This window comes from Pseudomonas sp. L5B5, assembly GCF_020520285.1.
GTDB lineage: Bacteria > Pseudomonadota > Gammaproteobacteria > Pseudomonadales > Pseudomonadaceae > Aquipseudomonas.
On the sequence record NZ_CP084742.1, the window covers coordinates 6,502,054 to 6,525,248 of the forward strand.

The window sequence follows — 23,195 nt, forward strand, 5'->3', positions numbered from 1 at the left end:
GAGCCGTGCGCAGCCTGCGGCAGCGGCTACACGAAGCAACTTTGCGCCCGGGCGCGCAGCGACCGTGAAACCAGGCGACGCGGTGCATCAGGTATGCCATGGGTGCCGGCCTTGCGGCTCGTACCGAGCCGTGCGCAGCCTGCGGCAGCGTCCACACGAAGCGAGGCTGCATCCGTGAAACCAGGCGCTGGGACTACAACGGGGTGTCCAGCAATTGCACCTGGGCCATCTGCCGTTGCATCAGCACCTTGCCGTGGCGGATCGAATACAGCGCCAGGCCCTGGCTGCGGAGCATCTCGTAGTCGCTGTCGGCGGACAGGATCAACAGGTTCGCCGGCCGTCCTTCCTCCAGGCCATAACCATCGCCCAGGGCCAGGGCCTTGGCGCTGTTGTCGGTGACCAGGTCCAGGGCGCTCTGCAGGTTGCTGTAGCCGAGCATGTGGCAGATGTGCAGGCCGGCTTCCAGCACCCGCAGGATGTTGCCGTTGCCCAGGGGATACCAGGGATCGACGATGGAATCCTGGCCGAAGCAGACGTTCATCCCGGCGTCCAGCAGCTCCTTGACCCGGGTCAGCCCACGGCGCTTGGGAAAGGTATCGAAGCGGCCCTGCAGGTGAATGCTCTCGGTCGGGCAGGAGACGAAGCTGATGCCTGAATGCCCCAGCAGGCGGAACAGCTTGGCGCAGTAGGCGTTGTCGTAGGAGCCCATGGCGGTGGTGTGGCTGGCGGTCACCCGCGAACCCATGTCGCGGCTGCGAGCCTCTTCGGCCAGTACTTCGAGAAAGCGCGAGTGCGGGTCGTCGGTCTCGTCGCAGTGCACGTCCACCAGGCAGCCGGTGCGCTCGGCCAGGTCCATGAGGAACTTCACCGAACTCACGCCCTGGTCGCGGGTGTATTCGAAGTGGGGGATGCCGCCCACCACATCGGCGCCCAGGCGAATGGCTTCCTCCATCAGCTCACGGCCGTTGCGGAACGATTCGATACCCTCCTGGGGGAAGGCGACGATCTGCAGGTCGATCAGGTGCCGAGCCTGCTCGCGTACTTCGAGCATGGCCTTGAGGGCGGTGAGCTCGGGATCGGTGACATCCACATGGGTGCGCACTTGCTGGATGCCATGGGCGGCCAGGGCGCGGATGGTCTTGTGGGCCCGGGCGCGGGTGTCTTCGGCGGTGATGGTGGCCTTGCGCTCACCCCAGCACTCGATGCCTTCGAACAGGGTGCCGCTCATGTTCCAGCGTGGTTCACCTGCGGTGAGGGTGGCGTCCAGGTGAATGTGCGGTTCGACGAAGGGCGGCACCACCAGGTTGCCCCCGGCGTCCAGGTGCTCGGGGCCGAAGGCCGGTGCGGTGGTGGGGGCGTCCGGGCTCTGCAGGACAATGCGGGCGATGCGGCCGTTTTCCAGGTGCAGTTGGTGCAGGCCTTCACGGTGGCGCAGGCGGGCGTTGGTGATCAGCATTGGAGCAGTTCCTCGGGTCGGGCAATCAGCGGTTCAGCCATCGGATCAGGGCGCAGGCCTTGTCCCATGGTCATTGGGCTGTCCTTGCACCGGTCGCGACAGGGCCGGTGCAAGGAGGCAGGGTAGTGCGTGACCGGGCCATGATAGACCCGCAATGCGCCCGCTGACCAAGGCCGGGCTCAGGCCTGGGCGGTGGTAGTGACGCGTGCGCCGAGCCAGGCACTGAGCAGGATGTAGCTCAGGCTCGCGACGGCGATGCCCACCAGGGGCGCGACCCAGGGCGAGCAGAAGGCCGCCAGGGTGCCCAAGCCATAGGCGGCCAGGCCGGGCCAGTTCCAGGCTGGCAACTGGCTGTCGGCCAGGCGCGGGTAGCGGCCGCGCCAGCGGTAGAAGAAGTCGGCCATGATCACGCCGCCAATCGGCGGGATTACCGTGCCCAGCAGGATCAGGTAAGGCACCAGCAGGTCGTACATGCCGAGCATCGCCAGCAGGGTTCCGATCACTGCGCCCACCAGGGTCACGGTCTTGCGTCGGTCGGTGCGCAGCAGGTTGCAGCCGGCCACGGCGAAGTTGTAGATGGTGTTGTCCTGGGTGCTCCAGATGTTCAGCAGCAGCATGGCCATGGCGGCCAGGGCAAACCCCTGCAGTAGCAGGACTTCGACCACGTCCGGCTGCTGGTAGACGATGGCGCCGTAGGCACCGATCAGCACCATCAGGCCGTTGCCGATGAAAAAACCGATCAGGCTGGCGCCTACCGCGACCCGTGCCGAACGGGAAAAACGGCTCCAGTTGGTGGCCTGGGTGGCGCCGCTGACGAAGGTGCCGAACACCAAGGTGATGGCGGTGGACAGGTCCAGGGAGCCGCTGGGTTGCCGAGCCAGCAGGCCATCGAGCCCGCCGACCTGTTCGGTGGCAGTCCACATCGACAGCACCAGCAGCAGGCCCATGGCCGGGACGGCCACCCACGACAGGATCTCCAGTCCGCGATAGCCGATGTAGGCCGTGGCACAAAAGCCCATGCCGAACAGCAGCATCAACCCCAGCACTGCCCCCTGGTCCAGCTGGAAGTATTTGCCCAGCACCACGGCGGCGGTGGCGGTGCCCCAGGCGTACCAGCCGATCTGGGTGAACCCCAGGATCAGGTCGCTGAGCTTGCTGCCTCGCTCGCCGAAGCAGAAGCGCCCCATCAGGGCCGAGTTGAGGCCGCTGCTGAAGGCGATGTAGCCCAGGCTCGCGGCGTACACCCCCAACAGCAGGTTGCCCAGGACGATCACCGCCAGCAGGGTGGGGAAGTCGTAGGCCACCCCCAGCTTGCCGCCGGCGAACATGGTCGCGGTGAAGAAGGTGAACCCCAGCAGCACCATGGCCATCGAGGCCAGGCCCTTGCGGGCGTGCTGCGGGACTTCGCTCAAGGGGTAGTCGTTGCCGGGTGCGTGCTGGGTCATGGCCTGTCCCTGGTCTGAGTGATGCCATGCTGCTGCAGGTGCCGTGCCACTCTTCGACGGCCATGGCTGGACGCCGCTGCTGGAGCAGGACGCCCCAGCAGTTATAGCCAATACCCCGGCAAAGAGGCTGAGTGCGCGGGGTAAAACGGTGCACCGCCCGGCGCAAAAGGCCCGTGGGCACCGATAGAGGTCAGTCCGGGCCCGGGCTGAAAATGTCTTCGATGGGCATTTCGAAGGCCCGGGCGATCTTGAACGCCAGGGGCAGGCTGGGGTCGTAGCGGCCGGTCTCGATGGCATTCACCGTCTGGCGTGACACCTCGAGCCGGGTGGCCAGTTCGGCCTGGGACCAGCCTTGCCGGGTGCGCAGTTCGCGTACCTGGTTGTTCATTGGTAGCGCCGCATGCCGGCTACCGTGGCCAGGGCCCAGATCAGGCCCATCAGCGGCCATACGTAGAACATCGACAGCCTGGGCAGGCCGACAGTCTCCAGGAAGCCGTAGCTGAAGGTGATCAACGCGGTGCAGACAAAGGACAGGGCCAGGGCCTCGAGCTGGATGCGCCGGACCATTTCGTCCATGCGCCGCAACTGCCGGACAACCGCCAGGGCCATGGCGATCATCGGCACCACGGGCACCAGGGCCAGGGCGATCTTGCCAGGGCCCGGCGCCATGCCTTCCAGCCAATGGCTGCTGAGCACGACGCAGGCGATATAGGCCAGCAGGGTCAAGGTGAATTCCACGATATAACGCTTGGCGCCCATGGGCGATCTCCTGATGTAAAGTGAGCTTTACATTAGGTGAGGCGACACGGCTGTGTCAAGCTCGCTTTACATCAGGTGGAACTCAATCGAATTGCACCCGCGCCGTCCTGCCCTGGTGGAAGTCGAACGCTTCGTGGATATCCCGCTCCACGGTGCGCCCCAGGGAGAGCGGCGGCAGTCGGTCCAGGGCGAAGAAGCCGACCTCGCTGACCTCGCTGCCGGCCATCGGTTGCCGGCGCTGTTGCCGGTCGCAGAGGAAATACAGCTTGTAGAAGTCGCGATGATCGGCCTTGTAGGGGCCCTTGGCCTTGTGCCGAATGCTGTACAGGCCACGCACCGCCACTTCGATCCCGGCCTCTTCGTGGATTTCCTTGATCACGTTCTCGCTGGCCGACAGGCCGACATCGGCAAAACCGCCGGGCAGAGCCCAGAGGCCGTCGGTGATCTCCCGTACCAGCAAGATCTTGTGGTCCTCGATCAGGGCGCCGCGCACTTCCACCATGGGGGTCGAATAGCGCTGGGCGAAATCCGACACCAGTTCGGTAATGCGCTCCAGCGGCACATTGCCCAGTTGCGCGAGCATCTGGTGGGCAATATCGGCGACTTCCTGGTAACGCTCGCGATCGTGGGCATCCTTGCAGAAATGCAGGCCGGTAGAGGCGATGGCTTGCAGGCGTTTGGCGTGGGTCAACCAGCTGCTTTCCATGAGAGATGCTCCTGCGAGGTCAGAGACAAGGCGCCTGTTTTAAGCCCTCGGCGCGTCGGGAGCAAGCACCACGCCGCGGCCGGCGGCGTGGTGCCGGAACATCAACCCCCGGCGCCTTGCCGATGGCAGCGCACTTGTTGGGTGGCATCCCCCAGCAGTTGCTGCGGCAGCTCGCAGCCCGGGCCACGGCGGCTGCAACGCTCGAGGAAGAAGCAGCCGGTGGGTAGCTTGCGGTTGCCCGGCAGCTCGGTGGGGGCCGAGACCTGAGTATCTGCCAGGGGCGCACCGAGGCGCGGCACCGCATCCAGCAGCAGCTGGGTGTAGGGATGGCGTGGCCGCTCCAGCACTTGTTCGGCGCTGCCCAGCTCGACGACCTGTCCCAGGTACATCACCGCCACCCGGTCGGCCATGTGCCGCACCACCGAGACGTTGTGGGAGATCAGCACGAAGGTCAGGCCGCGGCTGCGTTGCAGGTCCGCCAGCAGGTTGAGGATCTGCGCCTGCACCGAGATGTCCAGGGCCGAGGTCGGTTCATCGAGGACGATGATGTCCGGGTTCGACGCCAGGGCCCGGGCAATGGCGATGCGCTGGCGCTGGCCGCCGGAGAACTGGTGCGGGTAGCGCTCCAGGTACTCGCCGCGGATGCCCACCTGCTGCGCCACCTTGGCGGCTATCTCGCGCATCTGCGCGGCCGGGGTATTGCCCAGGGCGAACAGCGGCTCGGTGATGATCTTCCAGATCGGCAGGCGCGGGTCCAGGGACGATTGCGGGTCCTGGAACACGATCTGCACGTGGCTGTGGCGCTCGCGGTCGCTGGCGTAGGCCCAGCGCAGGTCGCCGCTGCTGGGCTTGACCAGGCCCATCAGCAGCTGCGCCAGGGTGCTCTTGCCACAGCCGGATTCGCCGACGATGCCCAGGGTTTCTCCCGGGCGCAGTTCCAGGTCGATGCCGTTCAGCGCGTGGGCAAAGGCCCGGGGCCGGCCCAGCCAGTCGTTGCTCAGGGGAAAGCGCACCTGCACGTCGTTGAGGCGCAGCAGCGGCGCGTTGCCGGTTTGGGAGTGTGTGGCGGTCATTGGGCGGACTCCGGGGCGGCCAGCCAGCAGGCACTCTTGCGCTGCTCGCCGGCGTTGATCGAATGCAGCGGTGGCCGTTGGGCACACATCGCCATGGCCTGCGGGCAGCGCTCGCGGAAGGTGCAGCCGCCGGGCAGGTGGGCGAGGTTGGGCACCTGCCCGGGAATGGTCAGCAGCGGCGCGCCGGGGGCGACCTGTTCCGGCAGGCCGCTGAGCAGGCCACGGGTGTAGGGGTGCTGGGGGTCGAGCATGACTTGGGCGGTGCTGCCCTGTTCCACCACGGCGCCGGTGTACATCACATAGACCCGGTCGCAGAACTGCGAGACCACCGCCATGTCGTGGGTGATCAGGAGGATCGCGGTGCCCCGTTGCCGGGCCTTCTCGCGCAGCAACAGCAGTACCTGGCGCTGCACGGTGACGTCCAGGGCGGTAGTCGGTTCATCGGCGATCAGCAACTGCGGGTCGCAGGAAAACGCCAGGGCGATCATCACCCGCTGGCGCATACCCCCGGAGAGCTCGAAGGGGTAGGCCTGCAGCACCTGCTCGGGGTCGGCGATGTGCATGTCCCGCAGCAGGGCGATGGCCTTGGCCCGGGCCTGCTCCTGGCTCAGGCGCTGGTGATGGATGATCACGTCGAGCATCTGCCGGCCGATGCGCCGGGTCGGGTTGAGGGCGGTCATCGGCTCCTGGAAGATCATCGCCGCGTCGCGGCCGCGGATCTGCAGCAGTTGTTTTTCCGGGGTGGCGAGCATGTCGCGGCCCAGCAGGGACAGGCTGCCGGAGGTGATGCGGTAGCTGCGCTCGGGCAGCAGGCGCAGGCTGAGCATGGCGGTCACCGACTTGCCCGAACCGGACTCGCCGACCACGCCGACGATCTCCCCCGGGTTGACGTGCAGCGACACGCCGTTGAGGGCCTGCACGTTGCTGCGGTAGGCGGGGAATTCCAGGCTCAGGTTATCGATGTTGAGAACGGCGGATGAGCTCATGGTCATTTCCCCTGTTGCCGTGGGTCGAGCAGGTCACGGATGCCGTCACCCAGCAGGTTGAAACCGGTGGCGGTGAACAGGATCGCCAGCCCGGGAAAGGTCGAGTACCACCAGTTGTCGAGGATGAAGTTGCGCCCGGTGGCGACCATCGCCCCCCATTCGGCGGTGGGTTGCTGCGCCCCCAGGCCGATGAAGCCCAGGGCCGAGGCCATGAGGATGGCGCTGCCGATGTCCAGGCTCAATTGCACCAGCAGCGGCGGCATGGCGTTGCGCCCCACGTGCCAGCTGACGATGTGCCAGCGTCCGGCGCCGTAGGTCTGGGCCGCCTTGACGTAGCCCATCTGGCGGATGCTCAGGGCCTGGCCCCGGGCCAGGCGCACATAGAACGGAATGCGCACCAGGGTGATCGCCAGCATGGCGTTGAACAGGCTTGGGCCCAGGGCGGCGGCCAGGGCCATGATCAGCACCAGCGACGGCACCGAGAGCATGATGTCCATCAGGCGCATGACCAGGCTGTCGAAGCGCCCGCCGATGATCCCCGACAGGCAACCCAACAGGCCCCCGGCCAGGCACGAGGCAAAGGCCACGAACAGGCCCACGCCCACCGACTGGCGGCTGCCGTGGAGCACCCGGCTGAACAGGTCGCGGCCGACTTCGTCGGTGCCGAACCAGTGGGCGGCGCTCGGGGCGGCCAGGCGCTGGGCGAGGTTCAGGGCGTTGGGGTCATGGCTCGACAGCCAGGGGGCGAAGGCCATGCACAGCAGCACCAGCAGGGTCATGCACAGCCCGGCGATGGTCAGCGGGCTTTGCCGCACGCGGTAGCCCAGGTAGGCCAGGCGTGGGCGCCAGCCGCTGGCCTGGGCCGTGGGTGGCGGCAGGGGAATGTTCAAGGGAGCGGACATCTCAACTTACCTCGCCAATGCGCGGATCGATCACCCGGTACAGCAGGTCGATCGCCATGTTCAGCAGCACATAAATGAACGACACCAGAATCGCGAAGCCCATCACTGCCGGGAAATCCAGGGCCTGGATCGACTTCACCACATAGGCGCCCATGCCCGGCCAGGCGAACACCGTCTCGGTCAGCACCGCGCCGTACAGCAGGTCGCCCAGGGTCAGGCCGAGCACCGTCACCGAGGGGATCAGCGCATTGGGCAGGGCGTGGCGCAAAATCACCGCCCAGCGCGACAGGCCGTAGGCCCGGGCGGTGCGGATGTAGTCCTCGCCCAGCTGGTCGAGCATGGCCGAGCGGATCTGCCGCGCCACCACCCCGAGGTTGACGAAACCCAGGGTCAACGCCGGCAGGATCAGGTGCTGCAGGGCATTGAGAAACAGCGGGATGTCCCCGGCCAGCAGCGAGTCGATCAGGTAGAAGCCGCTGACCGTGGGTGGTGGTTCCAGGCCCTCGTCCAGGCGCCCGCTGCCGGGTAGCCAGCCCAGGTGGCCGTAGAACAGCACGATCAGTCCCAGCCCCAGCCAGAACGCCGGGGTGGAAATCCCGGTGACCGCCAGGGTGCGGGCGATCTGGTCGATAAAGCGGTTGTGATAGACCGCCGACAACACCCCCAGCGGCACCCCCACCAGCACCGACAGCAACAGCGCTGCCAGGGCCAGCTCCAGGGTCGCCGGGAAGAATGCCTGCAGGTCTTCCAGCACCGGGCGGCTGGTGCGGATCGAAGTGCCCAGGTCGCCGTGCAGCAGGTCGAGCATGTAGCGCCCGTACTGCTGGTACAGCGGCAGGTCCAGGCCCAGTTGGTGGCGGATGTTCTGCACGATGGCGTCGCTGGCCCGGTCGCCGGCGATCAGCCGCGCCGGGTCACCGGGAATCAGGTGCGAGATGGTGAAGGTAATCAGCGAGACCCCGACCACGACCAGCAACAGGCCGAGCAGGCGTTTACGCAACATATTCAGGAAGGCCATGAGGCAACCTCGTTAACGCTTGACGAACGGCAGGGGGGCACGACGGCACCCCAGCGGGAACACGGCAACCCGTCGCCAGCCCGGTTCAGGGGTTGGCGATGGGGAACGCAGAGCCGTTCCTACTTGCTGATTTCGGCGATGTTGAACACCTGTTCCAGCATCGGATGGAACACGTAGCCCTTCACCGAATCACGCATCGGCAGGCTGTAGTTCTTCTGGTACAGGTAGGCGTAGACGTTGTCCTTGAGGACGATCTTCTGCGCCTTCTGGTACAGCTCGATGCGCTTGGCGGTGTCGTTGGTGGCCGCCGCCTCGCGGATCAGGCTGTCGACCTCGGGGTTGCTGTAGAACGAGCGGTTGCCCGGCAAGCCCTGCAGGCTGGAGTCGAACCAGAAGTTCATGAACATGTAGGGGTCGGCGAAGTCCGGGCTCCAGGAGCCGATGGCCACGTCGAAGTCGCCCTTGCCCACCCGTTCACGCATGGTGGCGTTGGCCAGTTTTTCCATCTTCAGGTTGATGCCCAGGGGCGCCAGGCCCGCTTGCAGGGTCAGGCCGATGGATTCCCAGTTGGCGTCCTTGTCAGAGTAGAGGTAGGTCAGGTTGCTGATTTTCTGCGGAACCTTGGCCAGGTTGGCCTTGGCGCCGTCGAGGTTCTGCTGCATCAGCGGCAGGCTCGGGTCGTGGGCCCACATACCGTCGGGGATCGGCCCGTTCATCAGCTTGGCCTGGCCCTTGAGGATGCCGTCGACAATGCCCTTGTAGTCGATGGCCTGGACAATGGCCTGGCGCGCCTCGACGTTGTCCAGGGGCGCACGCTGGTTGTTCAGGTACAGGTAGTTGACCCGCAGCGAGGGGAAGGTCTGGATCACGATCCCGGACTTGCCGGCCAGGGTGCCGAGCTGGTCTTCGGGCATGTCCTCGATGATGTCCAGGTCGCCGCGTTCCAGTTGCAGGCGGCGCACCGAGGCTTCGCTGATGATCTTGATCACCACCTTGTTCAGGCTCGGCTTGGTTCCTGCGTAGTAGCTGTTGGGTTCCAGCGTCAGCGACTGGCCCTTCTGCCAGTTGCTCAGGCGGAAGGCCCCGGAACCGGCGGTGTGGGTCGAGAGGTAGGCGTTGACGTCCTCGCCCTTGTTGGCCACGTCCGGGTTGATGATGCCGCCGCCGTTGTGGGCCAGGGTGTAGAGAAAGGGCGCGTAGGGCTTCTTCAGGGTGAAGCGCACGGTCAGCGGGTCGACCACGGCCACGCCCATGTCATCCGGGAAGGCCCCGGACGGCCCCTGCTTGAGCTGCATCAGGCGCTCGAAGGAGAACTTCACCGCGGCGGCGTCCACCGGCTTGCCGTCATCGAACTTGTTACCGGGCTTGAGCTTGAAATCCCAGGTCAGGTTGTCGGCCGAGGTGCTCCAGCTCTCGGCCAGGTCGCCCTGGACTTCGGTGCTGCCCTTGCCGTTCTCGACCTTGTAGGTCACCAGCTTCTGGTAGGCCGGGTAGGTCACGGCCCAGTCGTTGTTGTCGATGGTCACGGCGGGGTCGAGAGTCTGCGGATCGGCGGCCTTGCCGATCATCAGGGTGTCCTTGGGCGCGGCGGCGCTGGCCGCCTGCCAGGCGCCCAGGCTCAGGGCTGCGCACAGCAGCGACAGGACGACACGGGTGGACAGACGCACATCAGGGTGATTACGGGGGCTAGGGGTCATGCCGGTTTCCTTGATCATTCGATGATTGGAAGTTCGTCAGGTTTTTTATAAAAGCTATAACCGGGCAGTTGGAGCTGAAGCGGTGGGGCGGGTAACGACCGGCTTGGGGCAGTGGGCTGCCTGTTGTTGTGGCCGGCTGGGGAACGGGACATCAGTGTTCGAAGGGCTGCTCGTGCTCCTGGATCAGGGGGAAATCCTCGGCGTTGGGCAGTTCGTAGTGCCACCACTCGGTAGGGATCGCCTCGAAGCCGGCGCTGAGCATGATCCCCAGCAGCATCAGGCGATTGCGCTGCACCTGGGGCGGCAGGTCGCTGTAGAACTGGTGCGACTTGGGTTCCATGGCATCGAACGCGGTGCCCATGTCCAGCGGCTGGCCGGTTTCATCCACCAGGGTCAGGTCCACGGCCACGCCCCGGGTGTGGTGCGAGCCCAGGCGCGGGTCGCGCACGTAGTCCGGGTCCGGCAGGGCCTGCCACAGCAGCTGCTGGGCGTAGGCCGGGCGATAGGCGTCGTAGATGCGCAGGCCCAGGCCGGCCATGCGCGCCAGCTGGCTGGCCTTGTACAGGCAGGCCGCGGCGTCCTTGTGCAGCAGGCAGCGGGCGTTGCGGTAGATCACCTGGCCGGCCAGGTTGTCGGCGCTGGCGTACACCAGGTCGATTTCCAGTTGGTGGCGCTGGGCGTCGATTTCGACAAGGGGGCTGTTGTTCACTCACTCACTCCATCTTGGATAACGCTTGAAGGTCAGGATTCGAACTGGCCGAAGGCTTCCTGCAGCTTGCGGTTCTTGGCCAGGCGCTGGTCCAGGCGCTCGCCATAGCCCTCGGCCACGGCGGACACCATCAGGTTGAACAGGCAGGTCAGGGGCGCGAGGGAATCCCAGAACTGGCCGACGTCGGTTTTCAACTGCAGCAGGTCCAGCGGGTAGTCCCGGGCCCAGGGGCACTGCAGGTCGGTGACCAGGGCCAGGGGCAGGGCGTTGGCATTGGCCACTTCGCAGAAGGTCTGGGTGATGGCGGAGTAGGCGCGAAAGTCGGAGATGATCGCGTAGAGCTTGGCGAAGCCGGAGTTCAGGGTCTCGGCGTAGATGCCCGACAGCCCGTCCACGTAGTAGACCTTGGGGCGGATGTATTCCAGGTGGCTGTGGAAGGCGTTGAGGATGCCCCGGGTCGACTGGATGCCGATGATGAACACCGCGTCGGCCTCGACGATCTGTTGCACGATGGCGGCGAAGGACTGGCTGCGCGCCAGGCCATAGACATGCTGGATGGCCTCGATCTCGCGATGCATCGAGCGCTCCAGGGCGTCGTCTTGGTCCGCCTCGCTGCGAAAGGCGCCCAGCCGGTCGGTGATCAGCCAGGAGGCCGGGGCATCACCGCGCAACCCCTGCTTGACGTCATCCAGGTTGCGATAGCCCAGGGAACGCAGGAAGCGCCCCACGGAAATCCCCGTGGTGCCGGCTTGCTGGGCGATGCTGTCGGCGGTCTCGAAGGGCAACTGCTGGAGGTTGGCCAGCAGGTAGGTGGCGATGCGCTTGCCGGTGGGCGTCAGGTTTGCAAACTGCTGTTCCAGGGTGACTTGGAAACTGTTCTTGTCCATGACCATCTCGCCGGGCGTTCGCGGAAAATGTTATTGGAATTTCATTTTTGTATTTTGTGTTAGAAACATAACATCGGCTTTCGCGTCAAAACAAGGCTTTTGTCCGGGGTGGTCGTTTTCGGCAGAAAGTGACGCTGCTGGCTATCTCAGGCCGATGGAGGGGAAGCGCTCAGCCACTGCCCGAGGTCGCGGATGGCGGCTTCCACACAGGTGCTGCGGCCGCTCCAGGTGCAGGCCAGCATCAGGTTGCGCGGCAGGTTGAAGTCCTCCACCGCAAAGCCCTGGGCGTCGCGCCCGCAGGCGTCATGGGGTACTTGCTGGCGCAGGGTGGCGGGGCCTTCGAAGTAGGCCCACACCGGTTTGCCCAGGGCGATGGCTGCGCCCACTTCAAAGGCGGTGCCGGAATCCGGCTCCAGGCCGCGAAAATCGTTGAGGTTGGCCAGCAGCGCCGTGCAGTCGTGGATCATCTGCAGGTTCTGCCGGCAGATCCACTGGGCCGTGGCCGCTGGCGAGAGGTTTGGCGGCGCCTGGTTATCCAGGGGAAACAGGCCGTGCAGGCCCTGGGCACTGCACAGTCGCTTGAGGTATGTGCCATGGTCCTTCGCATCGGTGCGGAACACGTCGAAGCCTGCGAGGTAGATACGTGGGGGCATGGGCGCTCCTGTGCGGTTCAGTCCAGCGGTTTGCTCATGTACACCCGGCGCAGTCCATTCTCCACCGTGCGGTGGGTTTCCACGTACCCGTGGCGGCCGTACAGGGCGATGTTCTCGGTCATGGCTTCATTGGTGTACAGGCGTACGCAACTGTGGCCGGCAGCCAGGGCCTGTTGCTCGGCAAAGGCCAGCAGTTGCCGGCCATGGCCTCGACCCTGGGCTTCGGGGCTGACCGCGAGGTTGTCCAGCAGCAGGGCTTCCTGGGCGCCGAGCAGGACAATGAAACCGGCGATCGCCTGCTCCTCCTCCAGCACCCAGACCTGCTCGGCCAGCACCAGGCAGGAATAGTCTTCGAGCATTGGCGCCGGTTCCCGGCCGATCTGCGCGATATAGGGCGCGTAGGCGCTCTTGGCGATGCGTTCGATGGCGCTCAGGTCGGGCAGGGCGGCGGGGCGTATGGTCGGCGGCATGGCGGCGAATGCTCGGGCGGCGGGGGATGGGGCAAGCATAGGCATAAAAAACCACCCCATGGCGCAATGCCGTTCAGCCAAGGCCAAGCGCTGTTCTTGTGGCGAGGGAGCTTGCTCGCGCTGGACTGCTTAGCAGTCCTCTTTATTGGGGCCGCTGCGCGCCCCAGTGGAAGGCTCCCTCGTCACACTGACCGGCATTACCCCGTAGGGAGGTTTCAGGCCGGCTCATTCACCGCGATAGATGCAGCCGCTGGTGCAGGTTTCATGGATGCGGATGGCACTCAGCTCCGGCAGCAGGGGCTTGAGTTCGTTCCAGATCCACTTGGCGAGGACTTCGCTGGTGGGGTTTTCCAGGCCGGGAATGTCGTTCAGGTAGTTGTGATCCAGGCGCTCGTACAGTGGCTTGAAGATCGCCTTGATTTCCGAGAAGTCACGAATCCAGCCCGTATGCGGATCGACCTCGCCGCTCAGGTGGATCGCCACCTTGAACGAGTGGCCATGGAGGCGGCCGCACTTGTGGCCCTCGGGCACGAAAGGCAGGCGGTGGGCGGATTCGAAGGTAAATTCTTTGAAGATTTCCACGGTGTCGGTCAGCTCTGTCGGATGGCATCGCCCTGGGGCGAAATGAGGCAGGCGGCGAGTCTATCAGCTTGCCCCACCGCTTGCGGAAAAACCCTGACTAAAGGGTCAGTCCGCAGCCGTTCCGGGTCTCAGAGGCTTTGCAGGCGCTCGCCCAGGCGGCCCTGGCTGGCCAGTTCGAGGAACTCGTCGCCCAGGCGCAGGCTCTCGTCCATGGCGCTGCGCCAGTACTTCTGCCGGCTGGCATCGTCGCCCATGAAGCGCTTGAAGTCGTTGCGGTCCGGCAGCTTGCCGTAGGGCAGGCGAGCCAGGTACTCCCGGGACGGCGCCAGCAGCAGGACATCCTGCAGGCGCTGGGGGCTGGCCCGGCGCCAGGGCAGGGTCTTGTCGAACCAGCCGGGAATCACCCGGTCGGTGAAGTGCGGGTAGAGCACGATGTCGCTGCCGCTGTAGGGCAGGTCCAGGTGGTAGTCCAGCAGGCCGCCGTCGCGGAAGGTGCCGGCACCGGCACCAGGCAGCTCGCGTACACCCTGCATGACCATGGGGATCGAGCCCGAGGCCAGCAGCGCCTGGCGCAGGTTGCCGCGATCCAGGGGCACGAAGCGCGACGGGAAGTCCTCCAGCGCGTGCAGCGGCGGCGCCTGGCGTGGGTCGTGCAGGACCAGGCGCTCGAAGTGCCGGGCCAGGCGCGCACGACCCCGCAGATTGTCGGCGATCACCGAGGACAGGCCCAGGCCCAGGCGCCCGCGATGGTCGTCGGCGAGCAGGCCGTGGCTCTTGACCACCATGATGTTCAGTCGGTAGTGGGGGTTGTCGAGGATGGTGGCGTCGCGGCCCTCGAGCAGGTCGTCGAGCATCTGTCGCGAGCTTTGGCTGATCTGCGCCATGGTCACGCCCTTGGCGAAGCTCTGGGCGTTGTACAGCTGGCCCAGGCGGCGAATGCCTTCGGCGGCGTCGGGCAGGCAGGCACTGGCGAACCGCCAGGAGCCCACCGAGGCGCCAATCAGCGAGCGCGCGCGAGGCACGGCGGGCAGCCATTCGCCGAACAGCGCCAGGTCCAGCCCCTGGATGCCAAGGGCCTTGGGACCGCCGGCGGCGCCCGGCAAGGTGCCGACCTCTCCGGCATGCAGGCCTTGTCGGCGGATACGCGCCAGGGCGCGCGGGCCGGCCTTGAGGGTCAGGGCGGGAAACTTGATATGGATGGCGGTCATATCGGGCTCACTGTCGAATCAGCCGTCGAGTATAGAGAAGCATGACCTGGCGGGCCGAATGAAAGTTCTGTCAGGCCGCCGGAGGCATTCAGCTTCAATTAAGTTGTCCTGGGTATCGTTGGCAATATCGGCCGTTGGCCACTGCCTTGGAGACCTGCCATGAAAACCCTGACCGCCCTGTTCGGCGCCAGCCTGATCGCCCTTACCGCCAGCCTGGTCCATGCCCGCGACCTGGGCCCGGATGAAGCGCTGCGGTTGCGCGACGCTGGTACCATCGTATCCTTTGAAAAACTCAATGCCATGGCCCTGTCCCGACATCCTGGGGCGAGCATCAGCGAAACCGAGCTGGAAGAGGAGTACGGCAAGTACATCTACCAGGTCGAGCTGCGCGACCCGCAGGGGCTGGAATGGGACCTGGAACTGGACGCCGTGAGCGGCCAGTTGCTCAAGGATCATCAGGACACGTAATGAATCGGAGATTGCCCATCGGCAGCCGGGTAGCCCTGGCGCTGTTGTTATTCTGCTCGCTGGCTGCGGCCCGCGACCTGGATCAGGACGAGGCCCTGCGCCTGCGCCAGCAGGGAGTCATCCTGCCCCTGGAGCAACTGCTGCAGCAGGCCATGGACCGCTACCCGGGGGCCAAGCTGCTGGAGGCCGAGCTGGAAGAAAAACACGATGTGTTCATTTATGAAGTCGAGCTCCTGACCGTGGACGGCGTGGTTCGCGAACTGGACCTGGATGCCGCCACCGGGCGCCTGTTGAAAGACGAGGAAGACGACTGATGCGCCTGCTCCTGGTGGAAGACCATGTATCCCTGGCCGATGAACTGCTCGAGGGCCTCAATCGCCAGGGCTACGCCGTGGACTGGCTGGCCGACGGCCGTGACGCCCTGTACCAGGGCGCCAGCGAACCCTATGACCTGATCATTCTCGACCTGGGCCTGCCCGGGGTGCCGGGACTGGACGTGCTGCGTCGATGGCGCGTCGACGGCTTGGCCACTCCGGTGCTGATCCTCACCGCCCGGGGCTCCTGGGCCGAGCGCATCGAGGGCCTCAAGGCCGGCGCCGACGATTACCTGAGCAAGCCGTTCCACCCCGAGGAGTTGCATTTGCGAGTCCAGGCGCTGCTGCGCCGTTCCCATGGCCAGGCCAACCAGCAGACCCTGCAAGCCGCCGGGCTGCACCTGGACGAGGGACGCCAGTGCGTGGTCCGCGATGGCCAGGATGTGCAACTGACGGCTGCCGAGTTTCGCCTGCTGCGCTACTTCATGCTGCATCCACAGCAGATCCTCTCCAAGAGCCACCTGGCCGAACACCTGTACGACGGCGAGACCGAGCGCGACTCCAATGTGCTGGAAGTCCACGTCAACCATCTGCGGCGCAAGCTGGGACGCAGCGTCATTGAAACCCGCCGGGGCCAGGGCTACCTGTTCGGCGGGGTGGCTTCGTGAGGTCGATCCAGCGTCGCCTGAGCCTGGGTCTGGTGGGGGTCATGCTGGTGGTCGGGCTGGCGTTGGCCCAGACCAGCCTGTGGCTGTTCGAAGTGGGCCTGCAACGCTACCTGGAGGCTGGCCTGCGCAATGCCAGCGAAAGCCTGCTGCTGGCCTTGGTTCGCGGCCCGCAAGGCCTGCAACTGGATGAGCGACGGTTGTCGGCGGCCTATCAGCGGCCGTTCTCCGGCCATTACTTTCGTATCGACTTTGCCAATGTGCACTGGCGCTCCCGCTCCCTGTGGGACCAGGACCTGCCGCAACTGGAAGAAGCCGGGCTGCAGGGCAATCTGCAACTGGGGCCCGAGGGCCAGCAACTGCTGGTGTTGCGCAGCGACTACAAGCGTTTCGGCCAGTCGATCAGCATCAGCGTGGCCCAGGACTACACCCCGGTGCGCGAGAGTTTCCAGCGCATGCGCCAGATCGGCCTGGGCCTGGGCCTGGCGGGCCTGCTGCTGATCCTGCTGTTGCAACGGCTGACCGTGCGCCGGGCCCTGCGTCCGCTGGAGACGGCCCGCGAGCAGATTGCCCAGTTGCAGTTGGGCCAGCGCTCCCAGCTCGATGCCCAGGTGCCGGTGGAACTGGAGCCGCTGGTGGCCCAGGTCAACCATCTGCTGGCCCATACCGAGGACAGCCTCAAACGCTCGCGCAATGCCCTGGGCAATCTCGGGCATGCCTTGAAGACGCCCCTGGCGGTCCTGCTGAGCCTGGCCTCGGGCCCCAAGCTCGCGGCCCAGCCGGAGGTGCGCAAGATTTTGCTGGAGCAGCTGGAGCAGGTACAGACCCGGCTCAATCGCGAACTGAACCGGGCGCGACTGGCCGGCGATGCGCTGCCTGGCGCGTTGTTCGAATGCGATGCCGAATTGCCGGGGTTGCTGGCGACCTTGAACATGATCCATGGCGAGCACCTGGAGCTGAGCTACCACGCGGCGCCGGGGCTGCGCCTGCCCTGGGACCGCGAGGACCTGCTGGAACTGCTGGGCAACTTGCTGGACAACGCCTGCAAGTGGGCGGACGCCCAGGTGCAGTTGCAGGTGGAGGAGCGTGGTTCGGGCTTTTGCCTGGCGGTGGACGACGATGGCCCAGGGATTCCGGAGCAGCGCCGCGAACAGGTGTTCAGCCGTGGCGCTCGCCTGGATGAGCAGACCGATGGCCATGGCCTGGGCCTGGGCATCGTGCGCGATATCGTCGAGGCCTGGGGAGGAACCCTGAGCCTGGGGCAAAGCCCGCTGGGCGGCTTGCGGGTGGCGATCGAGCTGCCCCGGCGCTGAGCTTGCCAGGTGCCGCGTTGCATTGCGGCCGGGTGCAGGCCTGGCGGTGTAGCCGCTGCCGAAGGCTGCGATCGACCCCGAAGGGGACGCCGCCCTCGATGGCGCCGAAGGCCTTGCGGGCCAGCCTCGCGGGCTTGGTAGCGGCTATGGCGATCAGACGCGGAACTGGTCCATCAGGCCCTGCTGCTGGTTGGCCAGGCTGTTCAGCGACTGGCTGACTCGCGCCGATTCGTTGGCCTGTTCCGACAGCGACTCGGTGACATCGCGAATCGTCGCCACGTTGCTGTTGATCTCCTCGGCCACGGCACTCTGTTGCTCGGCGGCGCTGGCGATCTGCAGGTTCATGTCGCTGATCACCGTCACCGCATCGCCGATCTGGCGCAGGGCGGTCACCGCCTGACCCACCTGCTCGACACTGCCCTGGGCCTGGCGATGGCTGTTGCCCATGGAGGCCACCACGTCGCGGGTGCCGTTCTGCAGCTGTTCGATCACCTGCCGGGTTTCTTCCACCGACTCCTGGGTACGCTGCGCTAGGTTGCGCACTTCATCGGCCACCACCGCGAAACCGCGGCCGGCTTCCCCGGCCCGTGCGGCTTCGATGGCGGCATTGAGGGCCAGCAGGTTGGTTTGCTCGGCAATGGTGCGGATCACCTCGAGCACCGAGCCGATCTGTTCGCTGTCGCTTGCCAGGCCTTCGACCTGGCCCATGGCGGTGCTCATGTCGGCCGCCAGCAGATCGATGCTGCGGGTGGTGCGGTCGATCACGGTCAGGCCCTGCCGGGTCGCCTGGTCGGCATCCCGTGCGGCCTGGGCCGCCTGGGCCGCGCTGCGGGCCACGTCCTGGGCGGTGGCACTCATTTCATGGGATGCAGTGGCCACCTGGTCTACCTGGCGGTACTGCTGTTCCATGCCGGCGCTGGTCTGGGCGGCGATGGCCGAGGACTGGTCGGCGGTGCCACGGGCATCCTGAACCGAGCGCTTGACCTCGGCGATGATCGGCTGAAGCTTGTCCAGGAAGCGGTTGAACCAGCCGGCCAATTGTCCCAGCTCATCGTGCTTGTCATAGGCCAGGCGGCGGGTCAGGTCGCCTTCGCCGCTGGCAATGTCCTCGAGCATGGTGGCCACGCCGAGGATCGGCCGAGTCACGCTGCGGGCCATCAGCCAGACCAGGAACAGGCCGACGACCGCGGCCAGCAGGCCCAGCCCCAGTTCCATCAGGGTGCCGCTGCTGTTGCTGGCATCCAGCTCGCTCTTGAGGGTCTCGGCCGGGCCCACCAGGACCTTTTCCGGCACGTCCAGCAACACGCCCCACGGCTTGCCGCCAGGGATCGGGGTGAAGGGGGCCAGTACCTTGAGCTGCCGGTTGCTGTGCAGGCTATGGGTCTGCGAGCTGTTGGCCAGCTGGCGAATCAGCTCGGCGCCGTTGGTGCTGTCGACACTCTCCAGGCGCTGGCTGAGCTTGCTGGCGTCGGGGCTGTAGCCGGCCAGCAGGCCTTCGGGGCTGATGATGCTGACATTGGTCTGGCCAGCATAGAGCTTGCGGCTGGCGTTCTGGCTGACGGCCTGGAGGCTGTTGAGGTTGATGTCCACCGACAGCGAAGCGATGACCTTGCCGTCCACCTGCAGTGGGAAGACGATGCTGGTCATCAGCACCTTCTGCCCGGCGATGTCATAGAAGTAGGGCTCGATCACGCAGGGCTTGAGGGTGCTGCGCGGGCAGGTGAACCAGGCATTGGCCGGTTGCCCGCTGGGGCCGGTGCGGGTGTCGCTCATGTCGCTTTCCGGCAGCGGCATGGAGGTCAACTGGCCCGGGGTCGGTTGCGACCAGTACAGGGCGAAGCGGCCTTTCTCGTTGCTGCCCAGTTCACCCTGGCCAGTGAACAGGCTGTCCTTGCCATCCAGCGCGTTGGCTTCGAAGACCAGGGACAGGCCCAGCAGGTCGGGGTTGGCCTGCAGCGCCGACTTGACCTGGCGAGTCAGGTCCTCGCGCAGGTCGAAGGCATCGAGGAAGCGTTTTTCGGCCTGCTCGCGCAGGAACAGGACCTGGCGCGAGAAGCCATGGCCGTATTGATACGCATCCATGAACTGCTGGCGAATTCCCAGGGCCTGGACTTCGCCCTGGGCCTCGATCCTGGCCTGGGCGGCTTCGTTGAGCATCTCCATGCTTGAGGCCTTCACCAGCTCGGAGCTGTGCTCCATGCGGTACAGCGAAAGCCCCACCAGCAACGACACGATGCCCAACAGGCAGAGTCCGGCGAGCAAGGTGATCTTCCATTGGATGGAAAGTTGTCTGAGCGACATGGAGACGTCCTTTATTCGATAAATATCTGAGACTTTGCCCTGTAACGGCCGTTGGTCGGGTTTCTTTAAACGAGCGTTCGAAATCCATCCCCCCCCATCTGTGGCCGCTGCCGAGCCCGCGAGGCTGCGACAAGGTCCGCAGGACCTTCAGCGTTGTTGCGACCATTGCGACCCTGCGGGCCGTGCGCAGCCTGCGGCAGCGGCTGCACGAAGCCGGGCGCCGGTGGGCGCCGGGCGGCGGTTTTGACAAGCCGGGCCCACTGCTGCAAAGTGCGCGCCCTCTAACAACAACCTCTTTTCATCCCGATGTCGGCAGCGTGCTGTCTTCCAGTCGGACACAGGCTTTTGCGCGGTTTTTGCCCGCAGTAACGAGGTAACGATGATTAACGCAGTAATTGCCGCGGTAGGCGTGATGCTGGTGCTCAGCCTGTCCCGCGTGCATGTAGTGATCGCCCTGATCGTGGGGGCGCTGGTAGGCGGCCTCACCGGTGGCCTGGGGATCGAGGCCACGCTCAAGGCCTTCAACAGTGGCCTGGGCGGCGGCGCCACGGTGGCCCTGTCCTATGCCTTGCTCGGCGCCTTCGCCGTGGCCATCGCCAAGTCCGGCCTGGCCCATGCCCTGGCCGACAAGATCCTGCTGCTGGTGGACCGCCAGGATGCCCACGGCGGCGGCCAGGTCAAATGGCTGCTGATCGGCCTGCTGTGGGTGGTGGCTATCGCCTCGCAGAACATCCTGCCGATCCACATCGCGTTCATTCCGCTGCTGGTGCCGCCGCTGCTGTATGTGCTGACCAAGCTGCAGCTGGACCGGCGGCTGGTCGCCTGTGTCATCACCTTCGGCCTGATCACCCCCTACATGTTCCTGCCGGTGGGCTTCGGCAACATCTTCCTCAACGAGATCCTCCTGGCCAACGTGGCCCGCAGCGGTGTCGACATCAGCCAGGTCAATGTCACCCACGCCATGGGCATCCCGGCCCTGGGCATGGTCTGCGGCCTGGCGCTGGCGTTTTTCAGCTATCGCAAGAAGCGCGTCTACGACCTGGGACGGATAGAGAAGGTCGAGCAGGTGGAGGTGCAGTACAACCCGCGCACCCTGCTGGTGGCGGGCCTGGCGATCGTGGCGGCGTTCGTCGTCCAGTTGCTGCTGGACTCGATGATTATCGGTGCCTTGTGCGGTTTCCTGATCTTCTCGATGTCGGGCATCGTGCGCTGGCGCGAGACGGATGAGCTGTTCACCGAAGGCATGAAGATGATGGCCATGATCGGTTTCATCATGATCGCCGCCTCGGGTTTCGCCGAGGTAATGAAGGCCACCGGCGAGGTCAACAGCCTGGTGCAGACCTCGGCCAGCTGGATCGGCCACAGCAAGGGCGTGGGCGCGCTGCTGATGCTGCTGGTGGGCCTGCTGGTGACCATGGGCATCGGCTCGTCGTTCTCCACGGTGCCGATCCTGGCTGCGATCTTCGTGCCGCTGTGCGTGCAACTGGGCTTCAGCCCGCTGGCCATCGTCTGCATCGTCGGCACCGCCGGGGCCCTGGGCGACGCCGGTTCGCCGGCCTCGGACTCGACCCTGGGGCCGACCTCGGGCCTGAACATCGACGGCCAGCACCACCACATCTGGGACACCGTGGTCCCGACCTTCCTGCACTACAACCTGCCGCTGCTGGCCTTCGGCTGGGTGGCGGCGATGGTGCTCTGAGCACCACCTTGCGCCCGGGGAGCCGCGCCGGCTCCCCACCGTCGCCTAGGCTGCCAGCCGGCAGACCCTCACTTGAGCAATGGCTTGGCCGGCAGTGGCGAGCTGCACAGGCGCACCCCCATGGCCGCCAGGATCACTCCACCCCAGGCCAGCCAGGGCATCGGTTCGCCCAGTAGCAGCCAGGCCACCAGGGCCGCGCAGGGCGGCACCAGGAAAAACACCGCCGATACCCTGGCCGCCTCGTTGCGCCGTACCAGCAGCATCAGCAAGGCGATCGCCAGCAGCGAATTGAAGAACGACAGGTAGCCCAGGGACCCGATGAACGGCCAGGTCCACTGGATCGGTTGCGGGTCGAGGGTGAAGGCCAGGGGCGACACCAGCAGCATGCCCAGCAAGTACTGGCTGAACAGCGACAGGATGATGGGCTGCGGGGTCGAGGCCTTTTCCAGCAGCACGCTGGCACTCAGGCCTAGCAGCGACAACCAGGCCAGGCCCATGCCCAGCACGGTGAAGCGCTCCACCCCGGATTTGGCCAGGATCACCACCGCCGCTCCAAGGAACCCCAGCAGCAGGCCCAGCCACTGCTTGCCGGCCACCGGCGTGCGCAGCAGCAAGGGCGAGGCAACGCCGATCACTACCGGTTGCAGCGAGACGATCAGCGCCAGCAGGCCGGCGCTGATGCCGGCATCGATGGCCAGGTAGGTCCCGGCGAAGTACACGCATTGCATCAGCACGCCACTGCAGATCATCGCCAGCAAGGGGCGTCCCCGGGGCAGGGGCGGACGTTGCACCAGCACCACCGGGAGCAGCACCAGCACCACGATCACGTAGCGCAGCCACAGGAACATCATCGGGCTGCAGTACTGCAGCCCGACCTTGACGATGGCGAAGCCCGACGACCACAGCATGAGGAACAGGCCGGAGATCCACAGGTCCGGCCGCTTGTGCACGCTCATCAGCAGATTGTTCACCGGACTTCCTCGTCAGGCTCGCGCACGACCTGGCGGGCCTGGGCCAGCGCCGCGAACAGGCCGTCCAGCCCGCCGTGGTCCAGGACGATGTCGCAGGCCGGCAGCAGCGCCGGCTTGGCCCGGAAACCGACGAACAGCCCGGCTTGCCGAGCCATCTCCAGGTCATTGGCACCGTCACCGACGGCGATCACCTGGTGCGCTGCGATACCGTGGCGGGCACACAGGCGCTGGACGATGGCGGCCTTGCCCGGGGCGTCGATCACTTCGCCGAGCAGGGTGCCGTTGAGGCAGCCATCGATCACCTGCAGCTCATGGGCGAAGGCTTCATCCATGCCCAGTTGCTGCCTGATGCGCTGTGCCACCAGGTCGAAACCACCGCTGACGATGACCGTCCGCAGGCCGGCCCGGGCCGCCGTGTGCACCAGCTCGCGGGCGCCAGGGGAGAGCCGGGCCGTGCGTTCGATCACCCGGTGCAGGTCGTCCAGGGCCAGGCCGCGCAGCAGCCCGATGCGGTAGCGCATGCTGGTGGCGTAGTCGTCCCGGGTGTCGCTGATCGCGCGTTCGGTGAGGCGGCCGACTTCCTCGGCCGCGCCGACGAAGGCCGCGAGCTCGACGATCGTCTCGACCTCGATCAGGGTGGAGTCCATGTCGCAGGCCAGCAGCCGGAAGTCTTCCAGGGCCAGGCCCGGTGGCAGCACTGCAAAATCCGTGGCCAGCTTGCGCAGGCCGTTGAAGAGTTCCCCGCGCCGGGTTTCATGGTGCTGTTGCCAGCGGGTCATGAGGCCGCCGTGGCCGCACCGGGGAGCGTCGAAACCGAGGCGTTGCAGACCGCTGGCCAGGGTGGCCTGCCGTGCCGGGGTGAAGCCGAACAGAATGAGGTTCTTGGTCATAACCTTTCGCCAAGGTGGCGCCG

Annotated in this window: 24 protein-coding genes and 1 pseudogene; 5 read left to right on the forward strand and 20 right to left on the reverse strand. The window is 66.0% G+C overall.

Going from position 1 to position 23,195, the window contains the following annotated elements; genetic code table 11:
* Window positions 1-193 precede the first annotated feature (193 nt).
* The 16 genes from codA to LGQ10_RS29985 form a co-directional block, all read right to left on the reverse strand.
* Window positions 194-1,456: a cytosine deaminase gene (codA, locus tag LGQ10_RS29910; RefSeq protein WP_226524072.1), complete on the reverse strand. Its 1,263-nt coding sequence runs from the start codon at window positions 1,454-1,456 to the stop codon at window positions 194-196.
* A 179-nt stretch (window positions 1,457-1,635) separates the two neighbouring features.
* Window positions 1,636-2,901 carry a cytosine permease gene (gene codB, locus LGQ10_RS29915; protein WP_226524073.1) on the reverse strand — a complete coding sequence of 422 codons (1,266 nt, stop codon included), beginning with the start codon at window positions 2,899-2,901 and terminating at the stop codon, window positions 1,636-1,638.
* 190 nt (window positions 2,902-3,091) lie between these two features.
* Window positions 3,092-3,289, reverse strand: a complete 198-nt coding sequence (locus LGQ10_RS29920) for a helix-turn-helix transcriptional regulator (RefSeq protein WP_226524074.1) — start codon at window positions 3,287-3,289, stop codon at window positions 3,092-3,094.
* Complete coding sequence (locus tag LGQ10_RS29925) at window positions 3,286-3,660, reverse strand: hypothetical protein (RefSeq protein ID WP_058435311.1); 375 nt, start codon at window positions 3,658-3,660, stop codon at window positions 3,286-3,288. The genes LGQ10_RS29920 and LGQ10_RS29925 overlap by 4 nt, the downstream gene beginning before the upstream one ends.
* An 82-nt stretch (window positions 3,661-3,742) precedes the next feature.
* Window positions 3,743-4,366: an NUDIX hydrolase gene (locus LGQ10_RS29930; protein WP_226524075.1), complete on the reverse strand. Its 624-nt coding sequence runs from the start codon at window positions 4,364-4,366 to the stop codon at window positions 3,743-3,745.
* Window positions 4,367-4,467: 101 nt separating this feature from the next.
* On the reverse strand, window positions 4,468-5,439 hold the full coding sequence (locus LGQ10_RS29935) for an oligopeptide/dipeptide ABC transporter ATP-binding protein (RefSeq protein ID WP_226524076.1): 972 nt from the start codon (window positions 5,437-5,439) through the stop codon (window positions 4,468-4,470).
* Window positions 5,436-6,431 carry an ABC transporter ATP-binding protein gene (locus LGQ10_RS29940; RefSeq protein ID WP_226524077.1) on the reverse strand — a complete coding sequence of 332 codons (996 nt, stop codon included), beginning with the start codon at window positions 6,429-6,431 and terminating at the stop codon, window positions 5,436-5,438. Before LGQ10_RS29940 ends, LGQ10_RS29935 begins: the two co-directional genes overlap by 4 nt.
* Complete coding sequence (gene ddpC, locus LGQ10_RS29945; RefSeq protein WP_058437096.1) at window positions 6,428-7,327, reverse strand: D,D-dipeptide ABC transporter permease; 900 nt, start codon at window positions 7,325-7,327, stop codon at window positions 6,428-6,430. Before ddpC ends, LGQ10_RS29940 begins: the two co-directional genes overlap by 4 nt.
* Before the next feature lies 1 nt (window position 7,328).
* Window positions 7,329-8,345 (reverse strand): ABC transporter permease, encoded by a 1,017-nt coding sequence (locus LGQ10_RS29950; RefSeq protein ID WP_058437095.1) that lies wholly within the window; start codon window positions 8,343-8,345, stop codon window positions 7,329-7,331.
* Window positions 8,346-8,464: 119 nt separating this feature from the next.
* On the reverse strand, window positions 8,465-10,042 hold the full coding sequence (locus LGQ10_RS29955; protein WP_226524078.1) for an ABC transporter substrate-binding protein: 1,578 nt from the start codon (window positions 10,040-10,042) through the stop codon (window positions 8,465-8,467).
* 151 nt (window positions 10,043-10,193) lie between these two features.
* The gene (gene ddpX, locus LGQ10_RS29960) at window positions 10,194-10,751 is read right to left on the reverse strand and encodes a D-alanyl-D-alanine dipeptidase (protein ID WP_226524079.1); all 558 of its coding nucleotides are present in this window, start codon (window positions 10,749-10,751) and stop codon (window positions 10,194-10,196) included.
* A 32-nt stretch (window positions 10,752-10,783) separates the two neighbouring features.
* On the reverse strand, window positions 10,784-11,644 hold the full coding sequence (locus LGQ10_RS29965) for a MurR/RpiR family transcriptional regulator (protein WP_226524080.1): 861 nt from the start codon (window positions 11,642-11,644) through the stop codon (window positions 10,784-10,786).
* 140 nt (window positions 11,645-11,784) lie between these two features.
* The gene (locus LGQ10_RS29970; RefSeq protein WP_226524081.1) at window positions 11,785-12,291 is read right to left on the reverse strand and encodes a nucleoside 2-deoxyribosyltransferase; all 507 of its coding nucleotides are present in this window, start codon (window positions 12,289-12,291) and stop codon (window positions 11,785-11,787) included.
* A gap of 17 nt (window positions 12,292-12,308) precedes the next feature.
* Complete coding sequence (locus LGQ10_RS29975) at window positions 12,309-12,761, reverse strand: GNAT family N-acetyltransferase (RefSeq protein ID WP_226526234.1); 453 nt, start codon at window positions 12,759-12,761, stop codon at window positions 12,309-12,311.
* Window positions 12,762-12,986: 225 nt separating this feature from the next.
* Window positions 12,987-13,343: a 6-carboxytetrahydropterin synthase QueD gene (gene queD / locus LGQ10_RS29980; RefSeq protein WP_022639769.1), complete on the reverse strand. Its 357-nt coding sequence runs from the start codon at window positions 13,341-13,343 to the stop codon at window positions 12,987-12,989.
* A 128-nt stretch (window positions 13,344-13,471) separates the two neighbouring features.
* Window positions 13,472-14,551, reverse strand: coding sequence for a patatin-like phospholipase family protein (locus LGQ10_RS29985; RefSeq protein ID WP_226524082.1), 1,080 nt, complete (start codon window positions 14,549-14,551; stop codon window positions 13,472-13,474).
* A gap of 159 nt (window positions 14,552-14,710) precedes the next feature.
* Between LGQ10_RS29985 and LGQ10_RS29990 the strand changes: the two genes are divergently transcribed.
* The 4 genes from LGQ10_RS29990 to LGQ10_RS30005 are packed head-to-tail and all read left to right on the forward strand — an operon-like array spanning window position 14,711 to window position 17,311.
* Entirely contained in the window at window positions 14,711-15,019 is a 309-nt protein-coding gene (locus LGQ10_RS29990; protein WP_226524083.1) for a PepSY domain-containing protein, read from the forward strand.
* On the forward strand, window positions 15,019-15,333 hold the full coding sequence (locus tag LGQ10_RS29995; RefSeq protein WP_058438085.1) for a PepSY domain-containing protein: 315 nt from the start codon (window positions 15,019-15,021) through the stop codon (window positions 15,331-15,333). Before LGQ10_RS29990 ends, LGQ10_RS29995 begins: the two co-directional genes overlap by 1 nt.
* On the forward strand, window positions 15,333-16,001 hold the full coding sequence (locus LGQ10_RS30000; RefSeq protein WP_226524084.1) for a response regulator transcription factor: 669 nt from the start codon (window positions 15,333-15,335) through the stop codon (window positions 15,999-16,001). Before LGQ10_RS29995 ends, LGQ10_RS30000 begins: the two co-directional genes overlap by 1 nt.
* Window positions 15,998-17,311 carry a sensor histidine kinase gene (locus tag LGQ10_RS30005; RefSeq protein ID WP_226524085.1) on the forward strand — a complete coding sequence of 438 codons (1,314 nt, stop codon included), beginning with the start codon at window positions 15,998-16,000 and terminating at the stop codon, window positions 17,309-17,311. The genes LGQ10_RS30000 and LGQ10_RS30005 overlap by 4 nt, the downstream gene beginning before the upstream one ends.
* A gap of 153 nt (window positions 17,312-17,464) precedes the next feature.
* Here the strand turns inward: LGQ10_RS30005 and LGQ10_RS31695 are convergent, their stop codons facing one another.
* Complete coding sequence (locus tag LGQ10_RS31695) at window positions 17,465-18,220, reverse strand: methyl-accepting chemotaxis protein (protein ID WP_413247641.1); 756 nt, start codon at window positions 18,218-18,220, stop codon at window positions 17,465-17,467.
* A 102-nt stretch (window positions 18,221-18,322) separates the two neighbouring features.
* A pseudogene (locus LGQ10_RS31700) lies at window positions 18,323-19,612 on the reverse strand (HAMP domain-containing protein); the annotation flags it as partial.
* Window positions 19,613-19,994: 382 nt separating this feature from the next.
* Between LGQ10_RS31700 and LGQ10_RS30015 the strand changes: the two are divergent.
* Window positions 19,995-21,311 (forward strand): Na+/H+ antiporter family protein, encoded by a 1,317-nt coding sequence (locus LGQ10_RS30015; RefSeq protein WP_226526235.1) that lies wholly within the window; start codon window positions 19,995-19,997, stop codon window positions 21,309-21,311.
* A 68-nt stretch (window positions 21,312-21,379) separates the two neighbouring features.
* Here LGQ10_RS30015 and LGQ10_RS30020 read toward each other — a convergent pair whose 3' ends face one another.
* Together LGQ10_RS30020 and serB are read right to left on the reverse strand one after the other, a co-directional pair.
* Window positions 21,380-22,282: a DMT family transporter gene (locus LGQ10_RS30020; protein ID WP_226524087.1), complete on the reverse strand. Its 903-nt coding sequence runs from the start codon at window positions 22,280-22,282 to the stop codon at window positions 21,380-21,382.
* Window positions 22,279-23,172, reverse strand: coding sequence for a phosphoserine phosphatase SerB (gene serB, locus LGQ10_RS30025; protein WP_058435939.1), 894 nt, complete (start codon window positions 23,170-23,172; stop codon window positions 22,279-22,281). The genes LGQ10_RS30020 and serB overlap by 4 nt, the downstream gene beginning before the upstream one ends.
* Between the last annotated feature and the right edge of the window lie 23 nt (window positions 23,173-23,195).